This is a genomic window from Paenibacillus sp. sgz302115 (assembly GCF_056120445.1).
In genome coordinates this window covers 200,471-221,010 of sequence record NZ_JBVYOK010000008.1, presented here as the reverse complement: position 1 = coordinate 221,010, position 20,540 = coordinate 200,471, and the positions used below count along the sequence as shown (strand labels likewise).

The window sequence follows — 20,540 nt, the reverse complement described above, 5'->3', positions numbered from 1 at the left end:
TCAGCTTTCACCAAGGACTGGCAGCGCCGCATCATCGCGCAAGAACAGAGGAATCTGCTGTAGCGGCGCATCCGACACAATGACCTGGCCGCCTGCATATTTTTCACGGGTATAGACATGGGTCCACTGTGACCCGGACGGTAAATATACCTTGCGCTGTCTTTCACCCTCGAACAGCACCGGGGCGACCAGAAGCTCGGGACCGAACATATACTGGTCGTCCACCTCCCAGGCGTCCGGGTCCTGAGGGAAATCATAGAATAAAGGACGCATGGGCGGTGTTCCCTTCTCATGGGCCGCCTTCATCAGCCGGGAAATATAGGGCTTCAGACGTTCCCTAATCTGCATGAATTCCTTGAATATAGCATATGCCTCTTCCCCGTAGCTCCAGACCTCATTATCCGAGCCGCTTCCACAAACGCCTCCTCCCTTCGTTCCGGCAGGCTTAACAAAAGGCTGACGATCCCCGTGGAGCCGGAACACCGGAGAGAAGGCGCCGTATTGGAACCAGCGCACCATCAGCTCACGGAACGAAGGGTCTCCCGGATTGCCGCCGTGAAAGCCGCCGATATCCGTTGTCCACCAAGGAATTCCCGCCATGGCCATATTCAGGCCGGCCCTCACCTGAATGCCCAGGACCTTGAAGCTGGAGTGGATATCTCCAGACCATACCAGAGCGCCGTAGCGCTGGCTTCCCGCCCAGGCGGAACGCACCAGATTGATGATGCCCGATTGTCCCTCGGCAGACATTCCATCGTAAAAGGTCTGGCTGAACTTCACCGGATAGATATTTCCGATTTGCTTGCTGGAGCCGATATGATAACGGTAAATATCATGGTCGTAGACGCTTAGCTCAGGCTCCGCCTCATCGAGCCAGAATACCCGGATGCCTTTGTCATAATAGTTCTGTTTAATCAGTCCCCATAGAAACTGACGGGCTTCGGGGTTGGTTGCATCAAAAATAGCATTTTGTCCAAGAAACTGGAACTGTGTGCGTACACCGCGATCAGAGCGGAGCAGATATCCCTTTTCCAGCATCTCCTGATAGTTTTCGCTCTCCGTCTGCACAGTCGGCCATATAGAGACCATCAGCTCGATGCCCATTTTCTTCAGCTCCTGCACCATAGCCTCAGGGTCAGGCCAGTAGTCGGGGTCAAATCTCCAGTCCCCCTGATTCGTCCAGTGGAAGAAATCAATGACGATGACATCAATAGGCAGATTCCGGCGTTTATACTCTCTGGCCACCTCCAGCAATTCCTCCTGGGTACGGTAGCGAAGCTTGCATTGCCAGAAGCCCATGCCATAGTCCGGCATCATCGGCACCGTCCCGGTAGCCTTGGCATAGGCTTCCTCAATTTCGGCAGGGGTATCACCGGCTGTGATCCAGTAGTCCAGTTGCTTGGCTGAAGGGGCCGTCCATTCCGTAACATTCAGGCTGAAATGCGCCTGCCCGATTGCCGGATTATGCCACAGAAAGCCGTAACCGGCACTGGACAGCACAAACGGAACACTGATCTGGCTGTTGCGGTGGGTCAGCTCCAGGGAGCAGCCTTTCAAATTCAGAAATTGATGCTGGTATTGCCCCATGCCATACAGCTTCTCGGAAGGGTCCGCTTCCAGCCGGAGCTTCACGGAGAAATCGCTGCCGCCGGGAATGGCCTGAAGCTCTCTTCCGCCATATTTTAATTGATAGGTATCTTCCGTTTCGTTAAGCAACAGCTTGCCATGCTGGTTATAAAAGAAAATCTGCCCCTTGTCCGTGATTTCCGCCCGGATATTCCCATTTACGATCTTCGCACTTTCCTTGGTGATGGTGATTTCACATGGGGTCTGCGGTGCAGGCAAAAGCGCCCAATCCTCACCGCTGATTGCCGAATAGGAAGCGCGGATACGCAGTGAATGCTCGCCCCAAGGCTCGATCCAGACTCTCTCATGGTCATACTCTCTAATCAGTCTGCCATTCTCTTCACGAAACATAGCGTGATACCTCCAACAGTTCTATAATAAGGTTGCAACCAAATTATAAAGAGTGCAGAACCGCCGTACTATACATAAAAATACGCATCTATCATACGATATTACGTTTTATTGGAGGGGTTATGACGATGGGAGCTTTCGAGGACCAGCCTTATACGTGGAAAAAAGAGCATACGGAAATTCCAGAGGATTTGTTTCCAATCAATGTATTTCATATCTACTTTCCTGACCGCTCCATAATTCCGCCCCACTGGCATGACCATCTCGAATGGATCCTCATTACCAAAGGCAGCTTCCGGGTCCAGGTCGGCCCCAATTCGCGAGAATTGGCAGAGGGAGAGCTAGCTTTTGTCGGCCAGCCCCAGATTCATGCAGCCTATCCCACAGAGGATGGCAGTGAGCTGTATGCAATCGTCTTCAACGAGGCACTGCTGAACGGAATGAGGGATCATACGGAAATTCAGCACATCCGGCCGCTGCTGGCCGGTGAAATCCGGCTGCCCGAATTCTATTCCGCAGATGAACCGGCGACCAAACCAATCCGGGATTGCCTTGAACGCATCGTTCACAGCTATCAGCACAAAAGCTTCGGCTATGAACTATGCATCAAAGGCGACCTATTCTCCTCCCTGGGCCTTGCCTTTCCCTTAGCAGAGTTCAATTCTTCAAGCTCAAAGGCAGAACGCCGGGAGACGGGAATTCAGCCGGTGCTGATTCATCTCAGCAACCATTTCCATCAACCGCTGACGGTGGAGGAGGCTGCCCGGATATGCTGTGTCACACCCAATTACTTCTGTCATTTATTCAAAAAAAACACAGGGAAAACCTTGATCGAATATGTGAATATGCTCCGGGTACATGAAGCCTGCAGACTGCTGCAGCTTCGCCGACATTCCATCCAGGAGGTTGCCTATAGGGTCGGCTTTTCCAACCTGACGTATTTCGGAAGAATATTCAAACGAATCACCGCCATGACTCCGAGCGATTACGTTACCCATTTTTCCTGACCGAAGCCGATCTGTAGAAATCCTCAGGCTTCCTGATTCTGCCTATGATAATGGAAATAATCGAAATCGGCATAGCCGCCGGACAGCCTGGTCGCATAATTGAACAGGCCAATCCGGTACCCCATAAAATGATCCAGCGTATATTTCATGTGCAGCGTCCGGCCAATCGTCTTCCAATCGTTTCCGTCCACCGAGTAGAAGAAATTTGCCTGATCCAGACTATTCTCAAAATTGAAATCAATTCTAAAATAAACCCGGTCATCGGTGATTTCTACACTCTCCACTGTCTCCTCGCAGCCATAGCCGTCATTGACACACATGACCACGCTGAACTGGCCTTGCTCCCCGGCGGCGATCCCAACAGTGCCAAATCCGTTTTGCAGCGCCACCATGCCCGCCCGGTCTCCGGGCTGCATGCCGGAGAGGTCCAGCACCGTCTCCGCGCTGCAGGCTGGACCTTCCGTTCGCTGCGTTAGCGTATTGCGCGCCTGCAGGATACTGTCCGCCGCTTGCCCGGTACGCAGCCGCAAATGCCCCGGCCGCTCCGTGACAGACCATAACCCGTTGTCGGGATTATGGTTCCACTGCCAGTTCAGCGCCAGCCGATTGCCCGCATAGTCGAACTCATCGCTAATGACCAGCGGCTTCCGGTCGGCGGCAGGAAGCTTCGTCGCAAAAACTTGCGGCACCGTGCCGTTCTCCCCGATGACCGGCCAATCGTTCTCCCAGCTTACGGGAAGCACGCAGGGAATCCGCCCGACAGCATCATGATCCTGGAACAGCACCGCGTACCAATCGCCACCCGGAGTATCAACAATGCCGCCTTGTGCGACACCATTATTATGGTAGCCCAGAGCATCATCCAGAATAATCCTCCGCTCATAGGGACCCAGAAGCTCGCGTGAACGGTAGCATAGCTGGCGTCTTCGCTGATTGCCGGTTCTCGGCCATTCAATAAAGAATAAATAGTAATAGCCATTCAGCTTATATGCATGACAGCCTTCGATCCGCAGCCCGATCTCTTCCCGTTCGCCTTCAAGCAGCAGCTGGTCGGTTCCGCCAGGCTTCACCTTCGTTAGATCCTCCATCAGCTCCCTGATTCGGATATCGCCGTTCCCGTAGATCACATAGGCGCGGTTATCGTCATCCAGCAGCAGCCCCGGATCATGATGAAGCCCCGGAATGACTGAACGCTCCCATGTCCCATGCTCAATATCCTGTGTCCGGTAGATATAGAACTGATCCATGTCATTGGATGAGAAGATGACGTAGTAGAACCCGTCCCTGTAACGGAGGGATGCCGCCCAGGAGCCTTTGCCGTAAATGCCTTTACCGTCCAGCAGCCGGTGGGCCTCGTTATCCTCAAAGGTATCATATACATAATTAACGATTTCCCAATCGTTCAGATTAACCGATTTCATAATCGGACAGCCCGGCATGGAATGCATGCTGGTGCTGACCATATAGAACACAGTCCCAACCCGGATAACGTCAACATCCGGGACATCTGCCCACATAATAGGATTGGTAATGATGGCGTTATTCAATGTATTGCCCTCCTTGGAATTAGCTCCGCCGCTCTGTAAATTGCCAGGTTTCCAGCTTGAACAGGCCGGTCCCGCTCTCGCCCGCAAACACCAGATACAGGTGATGGACTCCTTCCGCTCCCTTGACCTCCGTCTTCAGCTCCACCCATTCCTCCGGCCCTTTCGCCGCGGGCACAGACAGCTTGCCAACCAATACACCATCCGGTTCATCCAGATGCAGTTCAAGGGTTCCGCCGCCTTCAAGGCCCATAACCGAAGCGCTGAACGCTTCCGCTCCCTGGCTTCCGAAGTCTACCCCGGATACCCCGATCCAGTCGCCATTGTCAATATCCGTTACAATCCATTCTCCGCTGGCTGCCTTGAATTCCGTCGTTACCCCCGCACTCCACCCCATTGTCGCCGCCTGTACGCGTTCATATGGGTTCAAGGATTTGATCTGCTGCACCCCCTTGTAGTCGGCTTCAATATCCTGAATGGTGCCATCCTCATTATGGGAGAGGCGGTTGAGATGGGTGGAACGATAGCCGTTCGCAATGCCCTGTGCCTTGGACAAGGTCTGTGCGTGATATGCGATGTACCATTCGTCGTGGAATTGAAAAATCGCATGATGGTTGTTGCCGGATACTCCGAAGAAATGTCCCGGATTCTTCAAAATCGTCTCATGATATGTCCAGGGACCCATTGGCTTGTCGCTCGTCATATACGCGATCTCTCCTGCAGGAGGACTGCCTTCGGGACGTTCCCCGTCATAGAAGTTCGAGCAGTAGGTGTAGTAGTAGACACCGCTGCGCTTATGTATCCCGGCATCCTCGAACATGAAGGGGGCTGGAAGAACCTCAGCAGTACCAACTACGCTGGTCATATCATCCCCCAGCATCATAACCCGTGCCGTGCCAGGCTCGGCGAACTGTCCTTCCGGGACTCCGCCTCCGAAATAAATGTAGCCTTTGCCGTCGTCATCGACCAGAACCGCCGGGTCGAACAGCCAGGTTACATCCTCGACTCCCGGAGTGGAACGCAGAATCAGCGCCTCCCCGATAGGGTCAATCCACGGCCCCACCGGACTGTCACTCGACAGCACACCGATGCCGCTGGCATTATTGGCGAAGTACAGGAAGAACCTGTCCTTGCCGTCAATCACTTTGTGGACTGCCGCAGGCGCCCATGATTGGGTAGCCCACTTGGCTGCCCCTTCCGGTCCGGCCACCGCGATCTCGCCGTGATCGGTCCAGTTGACCAGATCACCCGAGGAAATCACCGCAATCTTATTGATGCTGCTGTAGGTGTTCTCCTTCACCGTGCCGTTCCCGTCGTATTCCAGCGCATCATTGGTCATGTACAGATAGACCCTGTCCCCGAATACCAGTGCATAAGGATCAGCTCCGTATCTGTGTGCAACCAGCGGATTGCCGCTTGGCGGGACCTTTCCAACGGCCTGTTTCAGTTGATTTGTCATTTGATTCCCTCCATTATTGTCATGCATTTCAAATTTCAGTGAATGTTATAATTTCGAAGCTGCCAGCGTCACAAGCCGTCCAAACGAAGCTTTGGGCTGCCTGTGCTCGTCAAACAGAAACGGCCAGTTTTTGCGTCCGCGCACCGGGAACCCGTCCAGCCAGGTGTAGTCATCGGCCACCCCCCAGAAGGTTACAGAATCAATGGCCCCTCTGTATTCCAGCAACAGGGCAAAAATCTCGGCATAACGTTCCTCTTGCAGCTTCAGCATCTCCTGTGTTGGCGCTTTCAAATCCGTTCGCTTATCCTCAAACCGGAACATCGAGAGGTCCAGCTCGGTAATGTGGATTCTGACGCCAAGAGAAGCGTACAGCTCAAGCGCACTGCGGATTTCGTCAATGGACGGACCATAGATATTCCAGTGGGCCTGCATGCCTATGCCGTGAATCGGCGTATTTTGATCGAGCAGGCTGCGGACCAGCTTATAGATTTTGTCGCGCTTGACAGGATCGGTCTCGTTATAGTCGTTGTAGAACAGCAAGGCATCCGGGTCGGCCCGATGAGCCATTTCAAAAGCCTGCTGGATATAATCCTCCCCGATGATTTCCAGCCACTTGGTATCCCGCAGGTATTGATCGGATTTATCCTCAATGGCTTCATTGACCACATCCCAGGCATAGGCCTTCCCCCGGTATCTTCCCATGACCGTGTTAATGTGGGTTTCCAGACGGCCGAGCAGCTGCTCTCTGGTGCAAGGCTCGCCCGCCGTATTGCGGAACATCCAGTCCCCCGTCTGATTGTGCCAGAGAAGCGTATGACCCCGGACTGCAATGTTATGGGCTTCTGCGAACGCAAAGATGCTATCGGCAGAATCAAAGGTATAGATTCCTTCTTGCGGCTGGACTTCTTCCGGCTTCATTACATTTTCGGCGGTAATGCTGTTGAAATGCTTGGCAATGAAAGAAGCTTGAGCAGATACAACATCCATGCTAACCGCTGCGCCAATTTTGAAGGCGTCCCGGAACACTTCATGCAATGCGGGTAGCCCGCTGCTTGCCTGAGTCATCATCTAAAACCTCCTAATTTGAATAATTCAGACAGTTCAAGTCTATGATATCGCTTTTGTATGCGTTTTCCATTACCAGATTAAAGAAGTATACCCGTCATCCTTCAGATCGAGCCTGGTTGCGGTAAGCGACAGGTTTCAGCGCAGTCCGTTTCTCGAACTCTTTTAAAAAATGGTGGTAATGCAAATAACCCACATGATCCGCAATGCTCCGAACGGTGTCGTTTGTTTCGATCAGCCGCCTTTTGGCTGCTTCTATACGCAAATTATGAATATGCTCGAGAATGCTGATTCCATGCTTCTTGATGAAAGCCTGGCCCAGATATACCGGATTGATATAGAAGTGCTCCGCAATCTCTTTTACCGTCAACGGCCTCGAATAATTATCCTTCAAAAAATACTCCACCCGTATAAGCGGATGCTCAGAGCTGCGGCCCTTATGCTGCCTAATATACTCCATACAGGAATTCAACACGATCTGAAGAGTGTCTTCCAGCGCTGCGAGCGACTTTGGCTCTGTTTTAAAAAATTCAAAAGATTCGCCCCACTGCTCAGCCGTCCCTCCGAACTCCTGCACCAGCTCTATACTTTTCAGCATGATATCAATACTGGTCATCCGAACAACCTCAGGGGCAGTCCTATCCTGTTTGAACCTCCTGAACATTTCCTTTAATTTCTCACTAGCTTTCTGGTCTTGCAATCTTTCTACTGCACTCATCAGCTCCTCTGTCAGACCTGCGGAAGGAAGATTATAGCTAAGCTCGCTCCGGGCATCCGTCGCGGTATCAATGGGCCCGTCCCCCTCCGAATAGAACAAGTGACGAGCAGCGGCCCCAGCCGCCACCACATAGGAGACGGGCAGCTCCCGAAGAGACTGCACACTCGGACCTATACTCACAGACCCTTTCAAACTGTTCTTTGACAAAGCGGCATATACCCGATTAGCCAGCTCCGCCGTTCGTGCTGAGCTCTCCACGACAAGCCCCGCCTGATCGCCGGGTAAATCAATGAACAAGGCGCCCACCGAGCCGGCGAGCTCCCGGCAGATTCCGGTGATGTTGCTTTTGGGGCCATTCACATGCAGATATGTCCACCCCGATACCGCCTCGTCCAGACGATCCATTTGTTCGGCAATCTCCTCTTCCGGCTCCGCCCACTGCCCTTCAAGCATACGGGCGATTGCAACGGGAAGAAGCCGGTCCGCCAGCATGTTCTGCTGCATGTTCATCTTGATCCGTGTTTCCAGCTCGTCCGCAACAGCAGTAAGCGCCTTCTCCCATTCTGCTTCAACGGCAGGCTTCAGCAAATAGTGTCTCACACCGTAACGGAGTGCTGTCCGTGCGTATTCGAACTCGCCGTAACCGCTGAGAACAATGAAGATGGGCTGCTTCATATCCATCTGGCGTACGCGCTTGATTAGCTCAAGGCCATCAATGCCGGGCATGCGGATATCTGTAATTACAAGGTCCGGCGAACACTCAGCAACCGTGCTTAACGCCTCCTCCCCGTTCTCGCATGCTCCGCAGATTTCAAAGCCCAGCTCCTCCCAATCGGTCAACGTTCTTAATCCCTCTAATGCAATCGTTTCATCGTCAGCCAAAACCACTTTATACATGTGAATCCTCCAATTGTGGAGCCATTGTCAGATCTATGGGGATTTGAATTGTGATGGACGTCCGTTCATACTCGGTGCTCTCAATGGTAAACCCGGCTCTGCCGTCGTAATACATCATCAGGCGCCGATAGACATTCCGCAGCCCGATATTATTACCGGAATCTTGCTCCGATTGCAGGTGAGACTTGATCCATTCCAGCTTCTCCTTCTCGATTCCCTTACCGTTGTCAGTCACAGCAATTATTAGAACTGCGTCATTCATGAAAGCAGACACGTGAATCTTCCTTGCACCTTTGACCGACTGTAGACCGTGCTTGCAGGAATTCTCCACCAATGCCTGGATGCTCATTTTCGGAATCCGGCAATTCAGTACGGCGGGGTCGATATCAATGTCGTAATTGAACCGGCTCTGAAAGCGGAATTTTTCAATCTGCAGATACATTTCAATAAAAGATACTTCTTCCTCGACAGTAATCAAATCGTCCTTCCAGCTCAGCAGCCTGCGCAGGATAAGGGCCAGATTGCGGATTACATCGGTGACCTCTTCATACTTGTATTTCTTGCAAATGACCAATATGGCGTTCAACGTATTAAAGAGGAAATGCGGGTCCACCTGACTTTCCAGATAGTTCAATTCGGCTCGCACCCGCTCAAGCTCCAGGTCCTTTTTCTGAATTTCCAGCTTATACACATCATTGATCAAATTGCGAATTTTCTCTGTCATCAGATTGAAGCTGCGGATCAAACCGCCGATCTCATCCTTCCCCTCATACATATCAATGCTCTCGAACTGTTCATATTTGACAAGTTTCATATGTTTGTAGAGCACTCTGACCCTCAGATTATAAGATTGTATGATCACAATCATCAATACAGTAGGGATAATTATCGTCATAAGGGCAAAAATCAGTGAAACCCGAAGCGCGCGGCTCATTTCATGATTGATCTCCCTGCCCTCCGGAGTTCCGATCAGCCTCCAGCCCTCCGTATATCCTGCATTCCCCAACGTACGGACGATTTGCTTGGACGGCTGGCTATCATCCGTATCAACGTTTAACAAGACGTTTTTATCCAGTGAGAGATAGGAATGATCCGATTCCAGCACAATGCGGTTCTGCTCATCCAGAAGCTTGAACCGCAAATAGTCGCGCTCTTTCTGGAACAGCTCCTGCACATTGTTGAGCCGCAGATCAATTCGCAGATATTTATGGTAGGGCTGTCCTGTAAAGTTATCCAATTTGCGGATAAGACTGACAAACACCTCCTGCTGAGGCGGATTGAGCGGGTTGATTCCCTGATATGAAGTTAACAGTACCTTATCCGTGCCACTGGAAATTTTGCGGTACCATTCACTCTTCTTGTCGCTGTCTGACAATACAAAGTAACTGCCCCCGCTCTGGATCGTCGGATTCGTAGTATACACACCCATCCAGTAAATATAGGAATGCAGATTGCTGTATTGCCTCAGCTTATCTCTCAGAACATTGTTGTAGGCATCATAATACGCCTCGTTATCGGGATACGCATAATCCATGATTTCATTATAGGTACGGTCTGCAGCAACCGTATTGCTTATCGCCACACATTCATTCACGATTTGCATGAGATCGTAGACCACCCGATCTACAGAAATCTCAAGATTCCCTCTTTCACGTGCATCCACATTACGGCTGATCTGAACATAGAAGAGAGCGTTAATGCTGAGTATAGGGACAAGCACGCACAGCAGATAGATAAACAAAAATTTGAATTTGAGCGGGATATCATTGACGATGGCAGATGGTTTGCGTGTACCCTTCATGCCGCTCCCCTCCTCCCCCTTGAATTAGCCCTTCTTATACACCGAGGGCGAGACGCCATTTAGCGCTTTGAACTTGGCAGCGAACAAATCAGCGTCCGAATATCCCACACGCCCCGAGATATCCGAAATGCACATATCCGTCCGGCGCAGCAGCTTCTTGGCTTCCTCAATGCGGTACTCATGGAGAAATTCATTAAAGGAGATGCCGTAACGTTTCCTGATTCGTTGTCCCAGGTAGGCAGCATTCACATGCAAATGCTTCGCAATGTCCTGCAGCTTCAGCTTCTCCTGATAATGCGCCCGGACATAGCCAATCGCCGCCGTAACAAGCAGGTCCTCCTGATTGTTATCCGCTGAGGCGAACCATGCTGCAACTTCGTGCAGATCCTCCTCCGTCTGCCGCTCAAGCAGCGGCAAGCAGCAGGCGGTTGCCCGGGGCGGAAACCATTTATCCGCCCAAATTGCCGAGTCTCCTCCTCTTGCGTCTATTTCACGGAGCAGCTCAGCTTTGATATTACCCAAGAAAGCGTCGATCCATGCACTTGAAGTACTATCCGCCGAGAAAATTTTAAATACCTCACTCAGTTGGGAGCTTAATTGGTCAAGTCTCCCTTCGGTCACCGATTGAAGCAGCGATTTCTTCAGTCCTGCCGGAAGCATCATCATCTGATCCCTAGCCTGCTTCTGAAAGAAACCAATTTCGTGGTTGTTCAGATCGGGACGGCATTCAGCAGCCAGCGCTTCATGATACGCCGCATTTAGAAATGCTGTGCCGTGATGCTCAAGGCTAGCGGAGAAAAATACCTGTCCACTGTATTGAGTCTGCACTTCATTGATCCAGCTTGCCAGCAGCCTCGGGTCAAGCTCCGGGCCTTCCTGCGGGGAAACCAGCAAGTAGCCAATCTTATGGCTTCCGGCCATAAAAGGATACACGGTTATATTGTGGAACGTTTCTTCGGCATTCATGGAATAAACCCGGCTTCGCAAATACGGGCTGTCGAGTGAATCCCCTTGGACCAGTACACAGCATATCCGGGAGTCAGGATGTATATTCAGCGACTCAAGTGCAGCCTTCACTTCCTCCGCAGTATTCTCACGCATTAGAAGACGGGATACGGTTTCGGCCTGCATATAGGCGGAAGCCCTTTCCTGTCTTGAAGCAAGCTTGCGCTCAGCATATATTTGTTCGGATACGGTTTGCAGCGCCTCTGTCAGTTCTCTTTCATCCAAAGGCTTGGTTAAATAGTTCGACACGCCATATCTAAGAGCTTCCTTGGCATACGCAAAGTCAGCATAACCACTAATGATGATGAATTTCGGTTGGAAATCGCTTTCAGAAAATTTTCCAATGAGTCCAAGGCCATCAATTACAGGCATACGTACATCGGTTATGACCAAATCAGGCCGTGTGCTATGAATAAGCTGCAGCGCATCTTCACCATCCAGAGCCTCGCCGCACACCTCAAAATCCAGCTCCCCCCAGTCCACCAGGAATCGCAGCCCTTCAAGCATCAGCGGCTCATCGTCAGCAAACAGTACCTTAAGCATTGGCTTCACCATCTTTATTTCTAAATTTTGATTCCGGCAAGCTCACAGTTGTTGAACAGGAGAAACCGCTTCGGCCACTGCCGAAACGGTTTTTTACATTTTATCCATTATAATATTAATAACCCAATTATTCTTTAACACTTCCTAAATTCAATCCTACCACGAAATACTTCTGCAAGAAAGGGTATACGAACAAAATAGGTACTGCAGTTACGATAGTGATGGCTGCACGGATGGAAGCCGGTGTCACCATTGCCTGCACCTGATTGTTTTGACCACCTGCCAGCAAAGAAGGATCATTGTTTGTGCTCATGGTTGAATTCATCAGCTTCATCATTTCATATTGCAATGTGCTTAGATTGATGTCTGAAGAAGCATAAATGAACGTATCAAACCAGGCATTCCACGCGCCTACGGCGATAAACAAGGCTACGGTTGCTACCACGGGAGTACACAGCGGGAAGATGATTTTCCAGAAGATCCTGAACTCTCCCGCCCCGTCGATCTTTGCAGACTCCGTGAGACCGGCTGGAAGAGACCTTATATACGTCCGCATAATAATCAGGTTGAATGCGCTGACCAAGCTTGGAAGGATATAGACCATGAAGTTATGAAGCAGGCCCAGTTCTTTTATAAGGAAGTAGTTCGGAATCAGGCCGGCATTGAAATACATGGTCAGGATGAACAGTAAGCTAATTTTTTTACGCAAAATGAATTGCGGCTGCGCCAGTGTATACGCCAGCATTGTAGTCAGAAATACGCCGAACACCGTCGAGAGCACTGTACGGGACACGGAGATAAAAGCGGCATGGTAAATCGTCCCTGAAATAAAGACTGCTTTATAGTTCTCCATAGTCCAAGCACGGGGCCATAAATATATTCCACCGGCAAGAGTGTCACTGCCGTCATTTAAAGAAACAGCCAGCGTGTGGAGGAATGGATAGAGTGTGATGGCAACCACAAAGAGCATGAAAAGCGTGTTGATCGTATTAAATACAATCGGCTCAATCCGGCTTGAACTTTTCGTCACAGCTTTCATATGGGCTTCCTCCTTTATATTAACCGCTCTTCGCCGAGGCGTTTTGCGATATAATTTGCGATAAATACGAGTACGACACTGACGACGGTTTTGAAGATCCCTGCCGCCGTAGCCAGAGAGTAGTTCCCCATAGAGATACCATACTTCAGTACAAAGATATCAATGGTTTGCGACCAGTCCACAGTAAGCCCGTTGCCCAGCAAGTATTGAAGTTCAAAACCGGCATCCAGAATATGCCCGATGTTCATAATCAACAAAATAACGAATGTGGCCTTAATCCCCGGCAGAGTAACATAGCGCATCTTCTGAAAACGCTTGGCGCCGTCCATAGACGCTGCCTCATACAGAGCAGGATCAATCGAGGTAATGGCCGCCAGATAAATGATGGTTCCCCAACCCACCTCTTTCCACACGTTCGAGGCCCCGACAATGCCCCAGAAATATTTGCCTTCACTGAGCCACATAATCGGTTCTTTAATTAAGTGAAGCTTCATTAAGACTACATTGACAATCCCGTCATCAATCGACAGTGAAGTGGCAACGATGCCCGCTGCAATAACCCAGGACAAGAAGTGCGGCAAATAAGAAATCGACTGAACGATACGTTTGAAAAACTTGACTTTAATCTCATTTAGCAGCAGAGCCAAGCCAATTGCCGTAACCGTACCAAGCACAAGGTTAATAAAGCTCATGGCAAGCGTATTGCGCAGCACCATCATAAAAGTCTCATCTGAAAATAGAAATTTGAACTGCTGCAGGCCAACCCATTCCTGCTTTGCGAAGGAAAGCGCCGGACGGTAGTTCTGAAAGGCCATCAGCCAGCCCCAAATGGGTGCATAGTTGAAGATAAGCAAATAAATAGCAATCGGTACGGACATAAAAAGAAGCTGTTTCTGCATTTTTAGCGTCTTCCAGCTAAGGCTCACACCGATTTCCGGATCGACTCTGCGTTTTCGGGTCTTCTGTGTTTTGACCTGTTTGTCCAGTACGGTATCAGACATGTAGTATTCCCCTCCTGTAAGATCATTCTCTCCACACTATCCGGATTAATGAAGAGCGGGAAATACGATTTCCCGCTCTGTCTCCGGCTTTGAATTACACTACTTCACGCTCCAGTTTTTGATGCGCTGCTGGATTCCTTCATTAATCCGGTCTTCATATGCCTTGACATCCAGCTTGTGTATCTGGTTGACATAATCCGTCCAGACCCCTTCAAAATCAGCCGGGCTGGCCATAATGGCCTTCGGCAAATATTTAATCTGCAGGTCATTCAGCTTGGACTGCGCAAGCTGGGCCGGCGAACCGTCCTTAAGAACGATGGAGTAAGCAGGGAAGTAGATATTATTTTCTTTAGGTTCCTTGAAGAACTCAGACCAGGATTTCTTGTTATACGCCTTCAAGATTTTCTGATCGTAAGGCTTCAGACTGTCGAAGAATTCCTGCGGCTGAGTTCCCGGATCTGCTGAGTTCCCGTCGCTGTAGGTCCCTTGAATTTTCGGCATATATCCATGCATGGTTGTGATCTTGTTAGCGACCTGCCAGCTTGTTTTATCAGCGTTCGCCCGTTGTTCCGGGGTCCGGTAGAACGTACCGTCTGGCTTCACCTCATAGTCTTCGCCTTTGATTCCCCATTGGATCGTTTTCTGCCAATCTTCCGTAATCATCTGATCCCAGAATTTGATAATCCGTACAGGGTCCTTGGCATTGATCGAAATCCCGAATCCGCGGTTGGTGCCGACCGCTCCACGGTCACGATACCATTCTTGCGCGCCCGGATAGAGCAGCGGGAAGCCGATATACGTATTTTGAATTTTGCCTTGGGAGATCAGGGACGTTTCGCCATCCTGGAAGTTCCAGTGCTGGTCAAACATACCGATGACCTTGCCGCTTGCGACCTTAGCCAGGTACTGGTCATAGTTCTGTACGAAGGCTTCTTTGTCCATCAGGCCTTGAGCGTTAATCTCATTGAGCTTCTTGTAATAGGTCTTGGCAATATCCTTATCAGCGAAAATTTGCGCTTTGTTGTTGTCTACAATAACAGCCCCGTCATTAGGGTGGCCCGATAAGTGCTCAGGAGCATTCTGCAGCGGGAACACACGCCAGTCGAAGTTGAGAGATTCAAATCCGATCATATCCGGGTGCTTGGCTTTATATTTTGCGATGATATCGAAGTACTCGTCCAGGGTCTTGGGAGTCGGATATCCCATTTCCTCAAGCACAGCCTTTTGAAGCCAGAAGCCTGGTCCCTGATAAGTCGGTTCAGTAATTTTACCTTGATATACGCCATAGCTTGGCAGAACGTAAATGTGGCCGTCGTTCTCGTCCTTAATCTGATTCCAGACCGCACCATAATGCTTTTTCAGGTTAGGAGCATACTTCTCAATCAAATCCTCAAGCGGAATGTAAGCTTTGGCATTGATTAATTTGTCATCGCCCGACAAAATGTCCGGGTAGTCTCCTCCGGCAATCATTACCCCCAGCTTTTGCTGCAGGTCGCCCACCAGAAATTCCATATTGAAGCTGACGCCGGTCTTGTCTTTAATCAGTTTGAGAATCTTGTTGTCCCCTGTAGGCTGCTGCCCGGGACCCCCCATAAATACCGAGAATGTTACCGGTGAATTATCGTCACCGTTTGCCGCCGGACTAGCGGTTCCTCCATTGGTTGCTTTGCCGTTTGTGCTGTTGGTACTGCTTGTGTTGTTCGAGCTGCAGCCGGTCAGTGCCAGTGCCAACGCTAATACACCTGCTGCTGCTGCCTGGGCGGAACGTTTTACCGTTTTATGCATTTGTTATGCCTCCCCTTTTTGGCTAGTTGCTTGTGTTTCTAAGATCACCTGGTGACATCTTTAATTATACTTTCCGAGAATACGCTTACAATTCATAAAGTATAGTTCTACACCCCACAAAATAAGATACAAGAAAACGCTTGCTTTCTGTCCGTGTACGATTTGCTGCTGTTCTAGGATTTCATATACCAGGTTACATTAAATGAATGTAAGTGAGAATTCAAGAAAAGAGTTGCTGCGGGGAGTCTTGAGGTAATGCAGAAAATCTCAAAGAAACATTGATTGTACAGCGAAATAGAGTTGCCCGCGGTGAATCCGCCGCCCGGCAGAATAGGGCTGGCGTTAAGACGCCAACCCCTGCCAGTACAATCTTATTGAACGGACAAACTGGACACCCTCCTGTGCATTCTTTAACGGGTGAACGTATAGGAGCTTCCGCCTTCTCCATTGAACGAAACGGAATCAAGGCCGGGACCTTCAAGCCGGCAAGGACCGGAAACCGTGCAAGTCACAACCGCTTCCGTAACAAGTCCCTCCGCCCAGGTGAAATCAAGGGTATACCCGCCCCTCGCCCGCAGGCCCTTGACGCTTCCTTCGCTCCAGCTTTGCGGCAGCGCGGGCAGCAGCTTAATTCCCTCGGTGTGGCTCTGGAGCAGCATCTCGGCAATCCCCGCCGTTCCTCCAAAATTCCCGTCGATCTGGAACGGGGGATGGTTGTCGAACAGGTTGGGCAGCGTAGAATGCTCCAATAGAGCGCGGACGTTCGCATAGGCCTTGCTCTCATCCTTCAATCTGGCCCAAAAGTTAATGATCCAGGCCCGGCTCCAGCCGGTGTGGCCGCCGCCGCTGGCCAGTCTGCGTTCCAGCGTCGTCCGGGCGGCTTCAGCCAGCTCCGGCGTATGCTCCACGGTAAAGGCGTCACCGGGATACAGCGCAAACAGATGGGAGATATGGCGATGCCCTGGCTCCACCTCTTCATAATCCTCCATCCATTCCTGAATCTGGCCGTATTTCCCGATTTGCGGCTTTGGCAGCCGCGCCAGAGCGGAGGTGAGTTCCTCGCGGAACGCCTCATCCCTGCCGATAATCTCCGCACTGCGGATGCAGGCTCCAAACAACGCTTCAATAATCTGAAAATCCATCGAAGCCCCGGCGCAAAGCACTCCCGACTCGCCGCCCGGCAGCTTATAGGTGTTCTCAGGGGAGACGGACGGGCAGGTAATCAGCTTGCCTTCAGCGTCTTCCACCAAATAATCAAGCAGGAATCTGGCCGCCTCCTTCATCGTCTCATACGCCTGCGTCAGAAAATAACGGTCCTGGCTGAACCGATAATGCTCCCAGAGATGCAGGCATAGCCAGGCGGCGCCCAGTGGCCAGAAGGAAGCCGGCAGATAGGTATCCTGCGGAGCCGTGTCTGCCCAGATATCCGTATTGTGATGCGCCGTAAACCCTCCGCAGCCGTACATGACCCTGGCCGTGACCCGCCCCGGCTCCCGCATCCGCTCGATCAAATCGAACAGCGGCTCATGGCATTCGGCCAGATTGCAGATTTCGGCAGGCCAGTAATTCATTTGCGCATTGATATTAATCGTGAATTTGCTGTCCCAGGCCGGGGTGAAGCTGTCATTCCAGATGCCCTGCAGATTTGCGGGCAAAGAGCCTTGACGGCTGGAAGAGATAAGCAGATAGCGTCCATACTGGAAATAGGTCACTATCAGGCCGTTGTCCTCCTCACCCTTCTGGAACCGCTTCAACCGTTCGTCGGTCGGCAGCGCGCTCTGGTCCGGGTTCTCCGGCAGCGTCAGTGTAACCCGTCCATACAGTCCACGGTAATCTGCGATATGCCGGGCCAGCAGCTCTTCATAGGGAAGCTGGCTCAGCTCTTCCAGCCGCCTTTTGGCGTAAAGCTCCGGATCGGGATGGCGGAACGAGGTTCCTGCGGCAAGCAGCAGCGTAACCGAGCTTGCCCCATCCACAAGCAAATACTCGCCGATGGTGCGGCAGATGCCGTCTTCCGTGACTGCCTTCAAGACAGCAGCAAAGGTGCTGCCTCCCTCACCGCCGCAACTGCCGCCCATAGCCAATCCGCTGTTCTGCCATTTCCCTGTTTTCTCCAGGTATCTCCAGTTGTGGCGGTTGAACCTCGCTTTTAAGGAAATACCGTTCTTATTATCAGTGGAAATTCGAATGGCTATGGCCTGATCCGGGTAGCTGGCAAACATCTCACGGGTATACCAAGCCTCACCGATCCGGTAGCTGATCCGGGAAACGCCACGCTCCAAATCAAGCTCTCTTCTGTAGTCTTCGGCAGGCTGTCCGTGACCGCCAAATGACAGCAGCAGTTCTCCCAGCGGCAAATAGTGCCGCTGCGCTTCGGGCAGTCCCGCCATCGACATTGCAGCCAGTTCCTCTGCCTCCCGCAGCCTTCCCTCCAGAATCAGCTTGCGAATCTTGGGCAAATGAGGCAGAGCATCTTCGTTGTTGCGGTCGCGCGGGCCTCCATACCATACAGAATCCTCATTGAGTTGCAGCTTCTCCTCGACTGTACCGCCAAAAATCATGGCGCCGAGCCGCCCGTTTCCAATCGGCAAAGCCTCGTTCCATTCCCGCGCCGGTTGGCTATACCATAACCGCCGCTTGTGTTCCATGCTTGTCATGATTGCTACGCTCCTTCAATCAGCATAATATGAACATCCCGATAACGGTACAGTGATTAGTCAAGCTCCACCAGTGCCTTGATTACCTTAGTTTCAGGCTTGAGCCAGTTTTCGAACTGACCGATCATGTCCTTGAACGCACTGCGATGGGAAATGTAGCTGCCGACATCAATGTAACCGTCCCTGATGGCATCAAGCACACGTTCAAAGTCCTCCCGGGTGGCATTTCTGCTGCCCTGCACCGTCATTTCACGCGCATGAAAATCGGGATCGTTGAAGGTGATCGTGCCTTTCACCAATCCGACATAGGTCAACGTTCCCCCATGGCCAACAAGCCCAAACGCACCTTCCATGGATGAGATGCTGCCGGTGGAGTCGATGACATATGGCAGGAAGTTGCCCCCTGTAAGCCTGGACAACTGCTCCTTCGGCTCCCGAAGCGCACTCACCGTATGCTCAGCCTGTGCCCAGACCTTGCAAAAATCCAGACGTTCGTCGTTTACGTCCATAGCGATCACCTGCGCACCGGCGTATCTGGCCATCGCCATCACGCCCAGCCCTATCGGTCCGGCACCGATAACCAGTACTTGATCACCCGCGCCAAGACCCGAACGCCGGACGGCGTGCGCACCAATGGCCAGCGGCTCCAGCATCGCCGACTGATCCAGCGTCAGCCCCTCCGTCTTCAATAGATTCCGGACGGGCAGGGCCACCCGCTCCCGCATTCCGCCGTCCAAATGGACGCCGAACACCCTCATCCTCTGACAGCAGTTTGTTTTGCCGCTCAGGCAAGCCCGGCACTCGCCGCAATGCAAATATGGAATGACGCTGACCTGGTCGCCGACCCGCAGCCCCTCCGGATTGTCGCCGACTTGCTCAATCGTCCCGGACAGCTCATGCCCAAGCACGCGCGGGTAGGTGAAATAAGGCTGGTTGCCCCGGTACGCATGCAGATCGGTACCGCAAATACCGATCCGGCAAATCCTTATAATCGCTTCTCCGGCCTGGAGCTCCGGCTCAGGCAGATCCTCCCTGTACACGAATTTCCCGATTTCCTCACAGATAATTCCCTTCATTATAATTGCTCCCCCCTCTGATCTCGCCCTTCGTTCCACTCCGTCCGGCCGCTCGGCCACGTTGCACCGTTAATCGGCTTCAGGATTTCCAGCACTTCCTCCAGCAATTGTTCGTCCATCGGCTCTTCCGTCCACAATATATTGTTGCGGATATTTGCCGGTGTCGCCGTGCTAACCAATGTTGTCGGAATCAGTTCATTTGCTGTGGAGAACTGGACCGCCAGCTTCGCAATTTCCTCTCCCTTGTCCCGGCAATATTCGGCGGCGCGCTCACACGCAGCCTGGATGTCCCTGCTCGCCGGATGCCAGTCAGGCACCTTGCGGTTGCTGAGCAGGCCCATAGAAATAGGCGACGCATTTATCAGTCCGGTTCCCTGCCGCTCCAGCAGCGGAAGGAGGCGAAGCAGCGTGGTGTCGTTCAGGGAATAATGGCAGTACGACAGGATTACATCCAGAGTTGTACGGGACAACACCGTTTCGAAGATATTCAGAGGCAGGCCAGTGACACCGAAGAAGCGGATTTTCCCGGATTGCTTCAATTCCTCAAGAGCCGGAATCCCTTCCTCCATTACCTGCTCTACCGAACCGAATTCAATGTCGTGCAGCAGCAAAATATCCAGATAGTCCGTTCCCAGCCGGCGCATGCTTTCTTCCGCGCTGCGGATCACCCGTTCTTTGGAGAAATCAAACTCATCCTGACCGTAACGTCCCGCCTTCGTGCTTAGAATATACCGGTCCCGCGGAACCGTCTGCAGCGACTCACCCAGCACCGTCTCCGCCTTCGTCAACCCATAATACGGAGATACGTCAATCAGATTAATCCCCATGTCGATGGCGGTATGTACCGCGCGGATTCCCTCTTCCTTCGGAACATCCCGAAATACGCCTCCAAGCGAAGACGCACCGTAACTTAGCACAGAGACATCCAGCCCCGTATTTCCCAGCTTTCTGTATTTCATCGCATTG

The 20,540-nt window shown here is 51.6% G+C and carries 14 protein-coding genes; 1 reads left to right on the top strand and 13 read right to left on the bottom strand.

The features are described from left to right. The gene (locus AC0LWN_RS17430; RefSeq protein ID WP_474667421.1) at positions 1–1,977 is read right to left on the bottom strand and encodes a glycoside hydrolase family 31 protein; all 1,977 of its coding nucleotides are present in this window, start codon (positions 1,975–1,977) and stop codon (positions 1–3) included. A gap of 128 nt (positions 1,978–2,105) precedes the next feature. On the opposite strand from AC0LWN_RS17430, the gene AC0LWN_RS17425 reads away from it, so the two are divergent. Next, positions 2,106–2,984, top strand: coding sequence for an AraC family transcriptional regulator (locus tag AC0LWN_RS17425; RefSeq protein WP_474667419.1), 879 nt, complete (start codon positions 2,106–2,108; stop codon positions 2,982–2,984). 23 nt (positions 2,985–3,007) lie between these two features. Here AC0LWN_RS17425 and AC0LWN_RS17420 read toward each other — a convergent pair whose 3' ends face one another. The 12 genes from AC0LWN_RS17420 to AC0LWN_RS17365 all read right to left on the bottom strand — a co-directional run bounded on the left by AC0LWN_RS17420 (position 3,008) and on the right by AC0LWN_RS17365 (position 20,533). Next, complete coding sequence (locus AC0LWN_RS17420; protein WP_474667417.1) at positions 3,008–4,531, bottom strand: glycoside hydrolase family 43 protein; 1,524 nt, start codon at positions 4,529–4,531, stop codon at positions 3,008–3,010. Between the two features lie 19 nt (positions 4,532–4,550). Then, positions 4,551–5,987, bottom strand: coding sequence for a glycoside hydrolase family 43 protein (locus AC0LWN_RS17415; RefSeq protein ID WP_474667415.1), 1,437 nt, complete (start codon positions 5,985–5,987; stop codon positions 4,551–4,553). A 45-nt stretch (positions 5,988–6,032) separates the two neighbouring features. Next, positions 6,033–7,052, bottom strand: a complete 1,020-nt coding sequence (locus tag AC0LWN_RS17410) for an endo-1,4-beta-xylanase (RefSeq protein ID WP_474667494.1) — start codon at positions 7,050–7,052, stop codon at positions 6,033–6,035. A 97-nt stretch (positions 7,053–7,149) separates the two neighbouring features. Then, on the bottom strand, positions 7,150–8,667 hold the full coding sequence (locus AC0LWN_RS17405; RefSeq protein ID WP_474667413.1) for a response regulator transcription factor: 1,518 nt from the start codon (positions 8,665–8,667) through the stop codon (positions 7,150–7,152). Continuing rightward, positions 8,660–10,468, bottom strand: a complete 1,809-nt coding sequence (locus tag AC0LWN_RS17400; RefSeq protein WP_474667411.1) for a sensor histidine kinase — start codon at positions 10,466–10,468, stop codon at positions 8,660–8,662. The genes AC0LWN_RS17405 and AC0LWN_RS17400 overlap by 8 nt, the downstream gene beginning before the upstream one ends. A 24-nt stretch (positions 10,469–10,492) precedes the next feature. Further along, positions 10,493–12,016, bottom strand: a complete 1,524-nt coding sequence (locus AC0LWN_RS17395) for a response regulator transcription factor (RefSeq protein ID WP_474667409.1) — start codon at positions 12,014–12,016, stop codon at positions 10,493–10,495. Positions 12,017–12,143: 127 nt separating this feature from the next. Further along, positions 12,144–13,055 (bottom strand): carbohydrate ABC transporter permease, encoded by a 912-nt coding sequence (locus AC0LWN_RS17390; RefSeq protein ID WP_474667407.1) that lies wholly within the window; start codon positions 13,053–13,055, stop codon positions 12,144–12,146. A 14-nt stretch (positions 13,056–13,069) separates the two neighbouring features. After that, on the bottom strand, positions 13,070–14,056 hold the full coding sequence (locus AC0LWN_RS17385; protein WP_474667405.1) for an ABC transporter permease: 987 nt from the start codon (positions 14,054–14,056) through the stop codon (positions 13,070–13,072). Positions 14,057–14,155: 99 nt separating this feature from the next. Beyond that, positions 14,156–15,841 (bottom strand): type 2 periplasmic-binding domain-containing protein, encoded by a 1,686-nt coding sequence (locus AC0LWN_RS17380; protein ID WP_474667403.1) that lies wholly within the window; start codon positions 15,839–15,841, stop codon positions 14,156–14,158. Positions 15,842–16,251: 410 nt separating this feature from the next. Next, complete coding sequence (locus tag AC0LWN_RS17375; protein ID WP_474667401.1) at positions 16,252–18,498, bottom strand: glycoside hydrolase family 95 protein; 2,247 nt, start codon at positions 18,496–18,498, stop codon at positions 16,252–16,254. A gap of 56 nt (positions 18,499–18,554) precedes the next feature. Then, the gene (locus AC0LWN_RS17370) at positions 18,555–19,574 is read right to left on the bottom strand and encodes a zinc-binding alcohol dehydrogenase family protein (RefSeq protein ID WP_474667399.1); all 1,020 of its coding nucleotides are present in this window, start codon (positions 19,572–19,574) and stop codon (positions 18,555–18,557) included. Beyond that, positions 19,574–20,533: an aldo/keto reductase gene (locus tag AC0LWN_RS17365; protein ID WP_474667397.1), complete on the bottom strand. Its 960-nt coding sequence runs from the start codon at positions 20,531–20,533 to the stop codon at positions 19,574–19,576. The genes AC0LWN_RS17370 and AC0LWN_RS17365 overlap by 1 nt, the downstream gene beginning before the upstream one ends. Between the last annotated feature and the right edge of the window lie 7 nt (positions 20,534–20,540).

Coding starts and splice junctions, on each gene's coding strand:
- AC0LWN_RS17425 (WP_474667419.1), top strand. CDS start 2,106: ATGGGAGCTTTCGAGGACCAGCCTTATACGTGGAAAAAAGAGCATACG.
- AC0LWN_RS17390 (WP_474667407.1), bottom strand. CDS start 13,055: ATGAAAGCTGTGACGAAAAGTTCAAGCCGGATTGAGCCGATTGTATTT.
- AC0LWN_RS17410 (WP_474667494.1), bottom strand. CDS start 7,052: ATGACTCAGGCAAGCAGCGGGCTACCCGCATTGCATGAAGTGTTCCGG.
- AC0LWN_RS17375 (WP_474667401.1), bottom strand. CDS start 18,498: ATGACAAGCATGGAACACAAGCGGCGGTTATGGTATAGCCAACCGGCG.
- AC0LWN_RS17430 (WP_474667421.1), bottom strand. CDS start 1,977: ATGTTTCGTGAAGAGAATGGCAGACTGATTAGAGAGTATGACCATGAG.
- AC0LWN_RS17365 (WP_474667397.1), bottom strand. CDS start 20,533: ATGAAATACAGAAAGCTGGGAAATACGGGGCTGGATGTCTCTGTGCTA.
- AC0LWN_RS17385 (WP_474667405.1), bottom strand. CDS start 14,056: ATGTCTGATACCGTACTGGACAAACAGGTCAAAACACAGAAGACCCGA.
- AC0LWN_RS17395 (WP_474667409.1), bottom strand. CDS start 12,016: ATGCTTAAGGTACTGTTTGCTGACGATGAGCCGCTGATGCTTGAAGGG.
- AC0LWN_RS17415 (WP_474667415.1), bottom strand. CDS start 5,987: ATGACAAATCAACTGAAACAGGCCGTTGGAAAGGTCCCGCCAAGCGGC.
- AC0LWN_RS17405 (WP_474667413.1), bottom strand. CDS start 8,667: ATGTATAAAGTGGTTTTGGCTGACGATGAAACGATTGCATTAGAGGGA.
- AC0LWN_RS17380 (WP_474667403.1), bottom strand. CDS start 15,841: ATGCATAAAACGGTAAAACGTTCCGCCCAGGCAGCAGCAGCAGGTGTA.
- AC0LWN_RS17370 (WP_474667399.1), bottom strand. CDS start 19,574: ATGAAGGGAATTATCTGTGAGGAAATCGGGAAATTCGTGTACAGGGAG.
- AC0LWN_RS17400 (WP_474667411.1), bottom strand. CDS start 10,468: ATGAAGGGTACACGCAAACCATCTGCCATCGTCAATGATATCCCGCTC.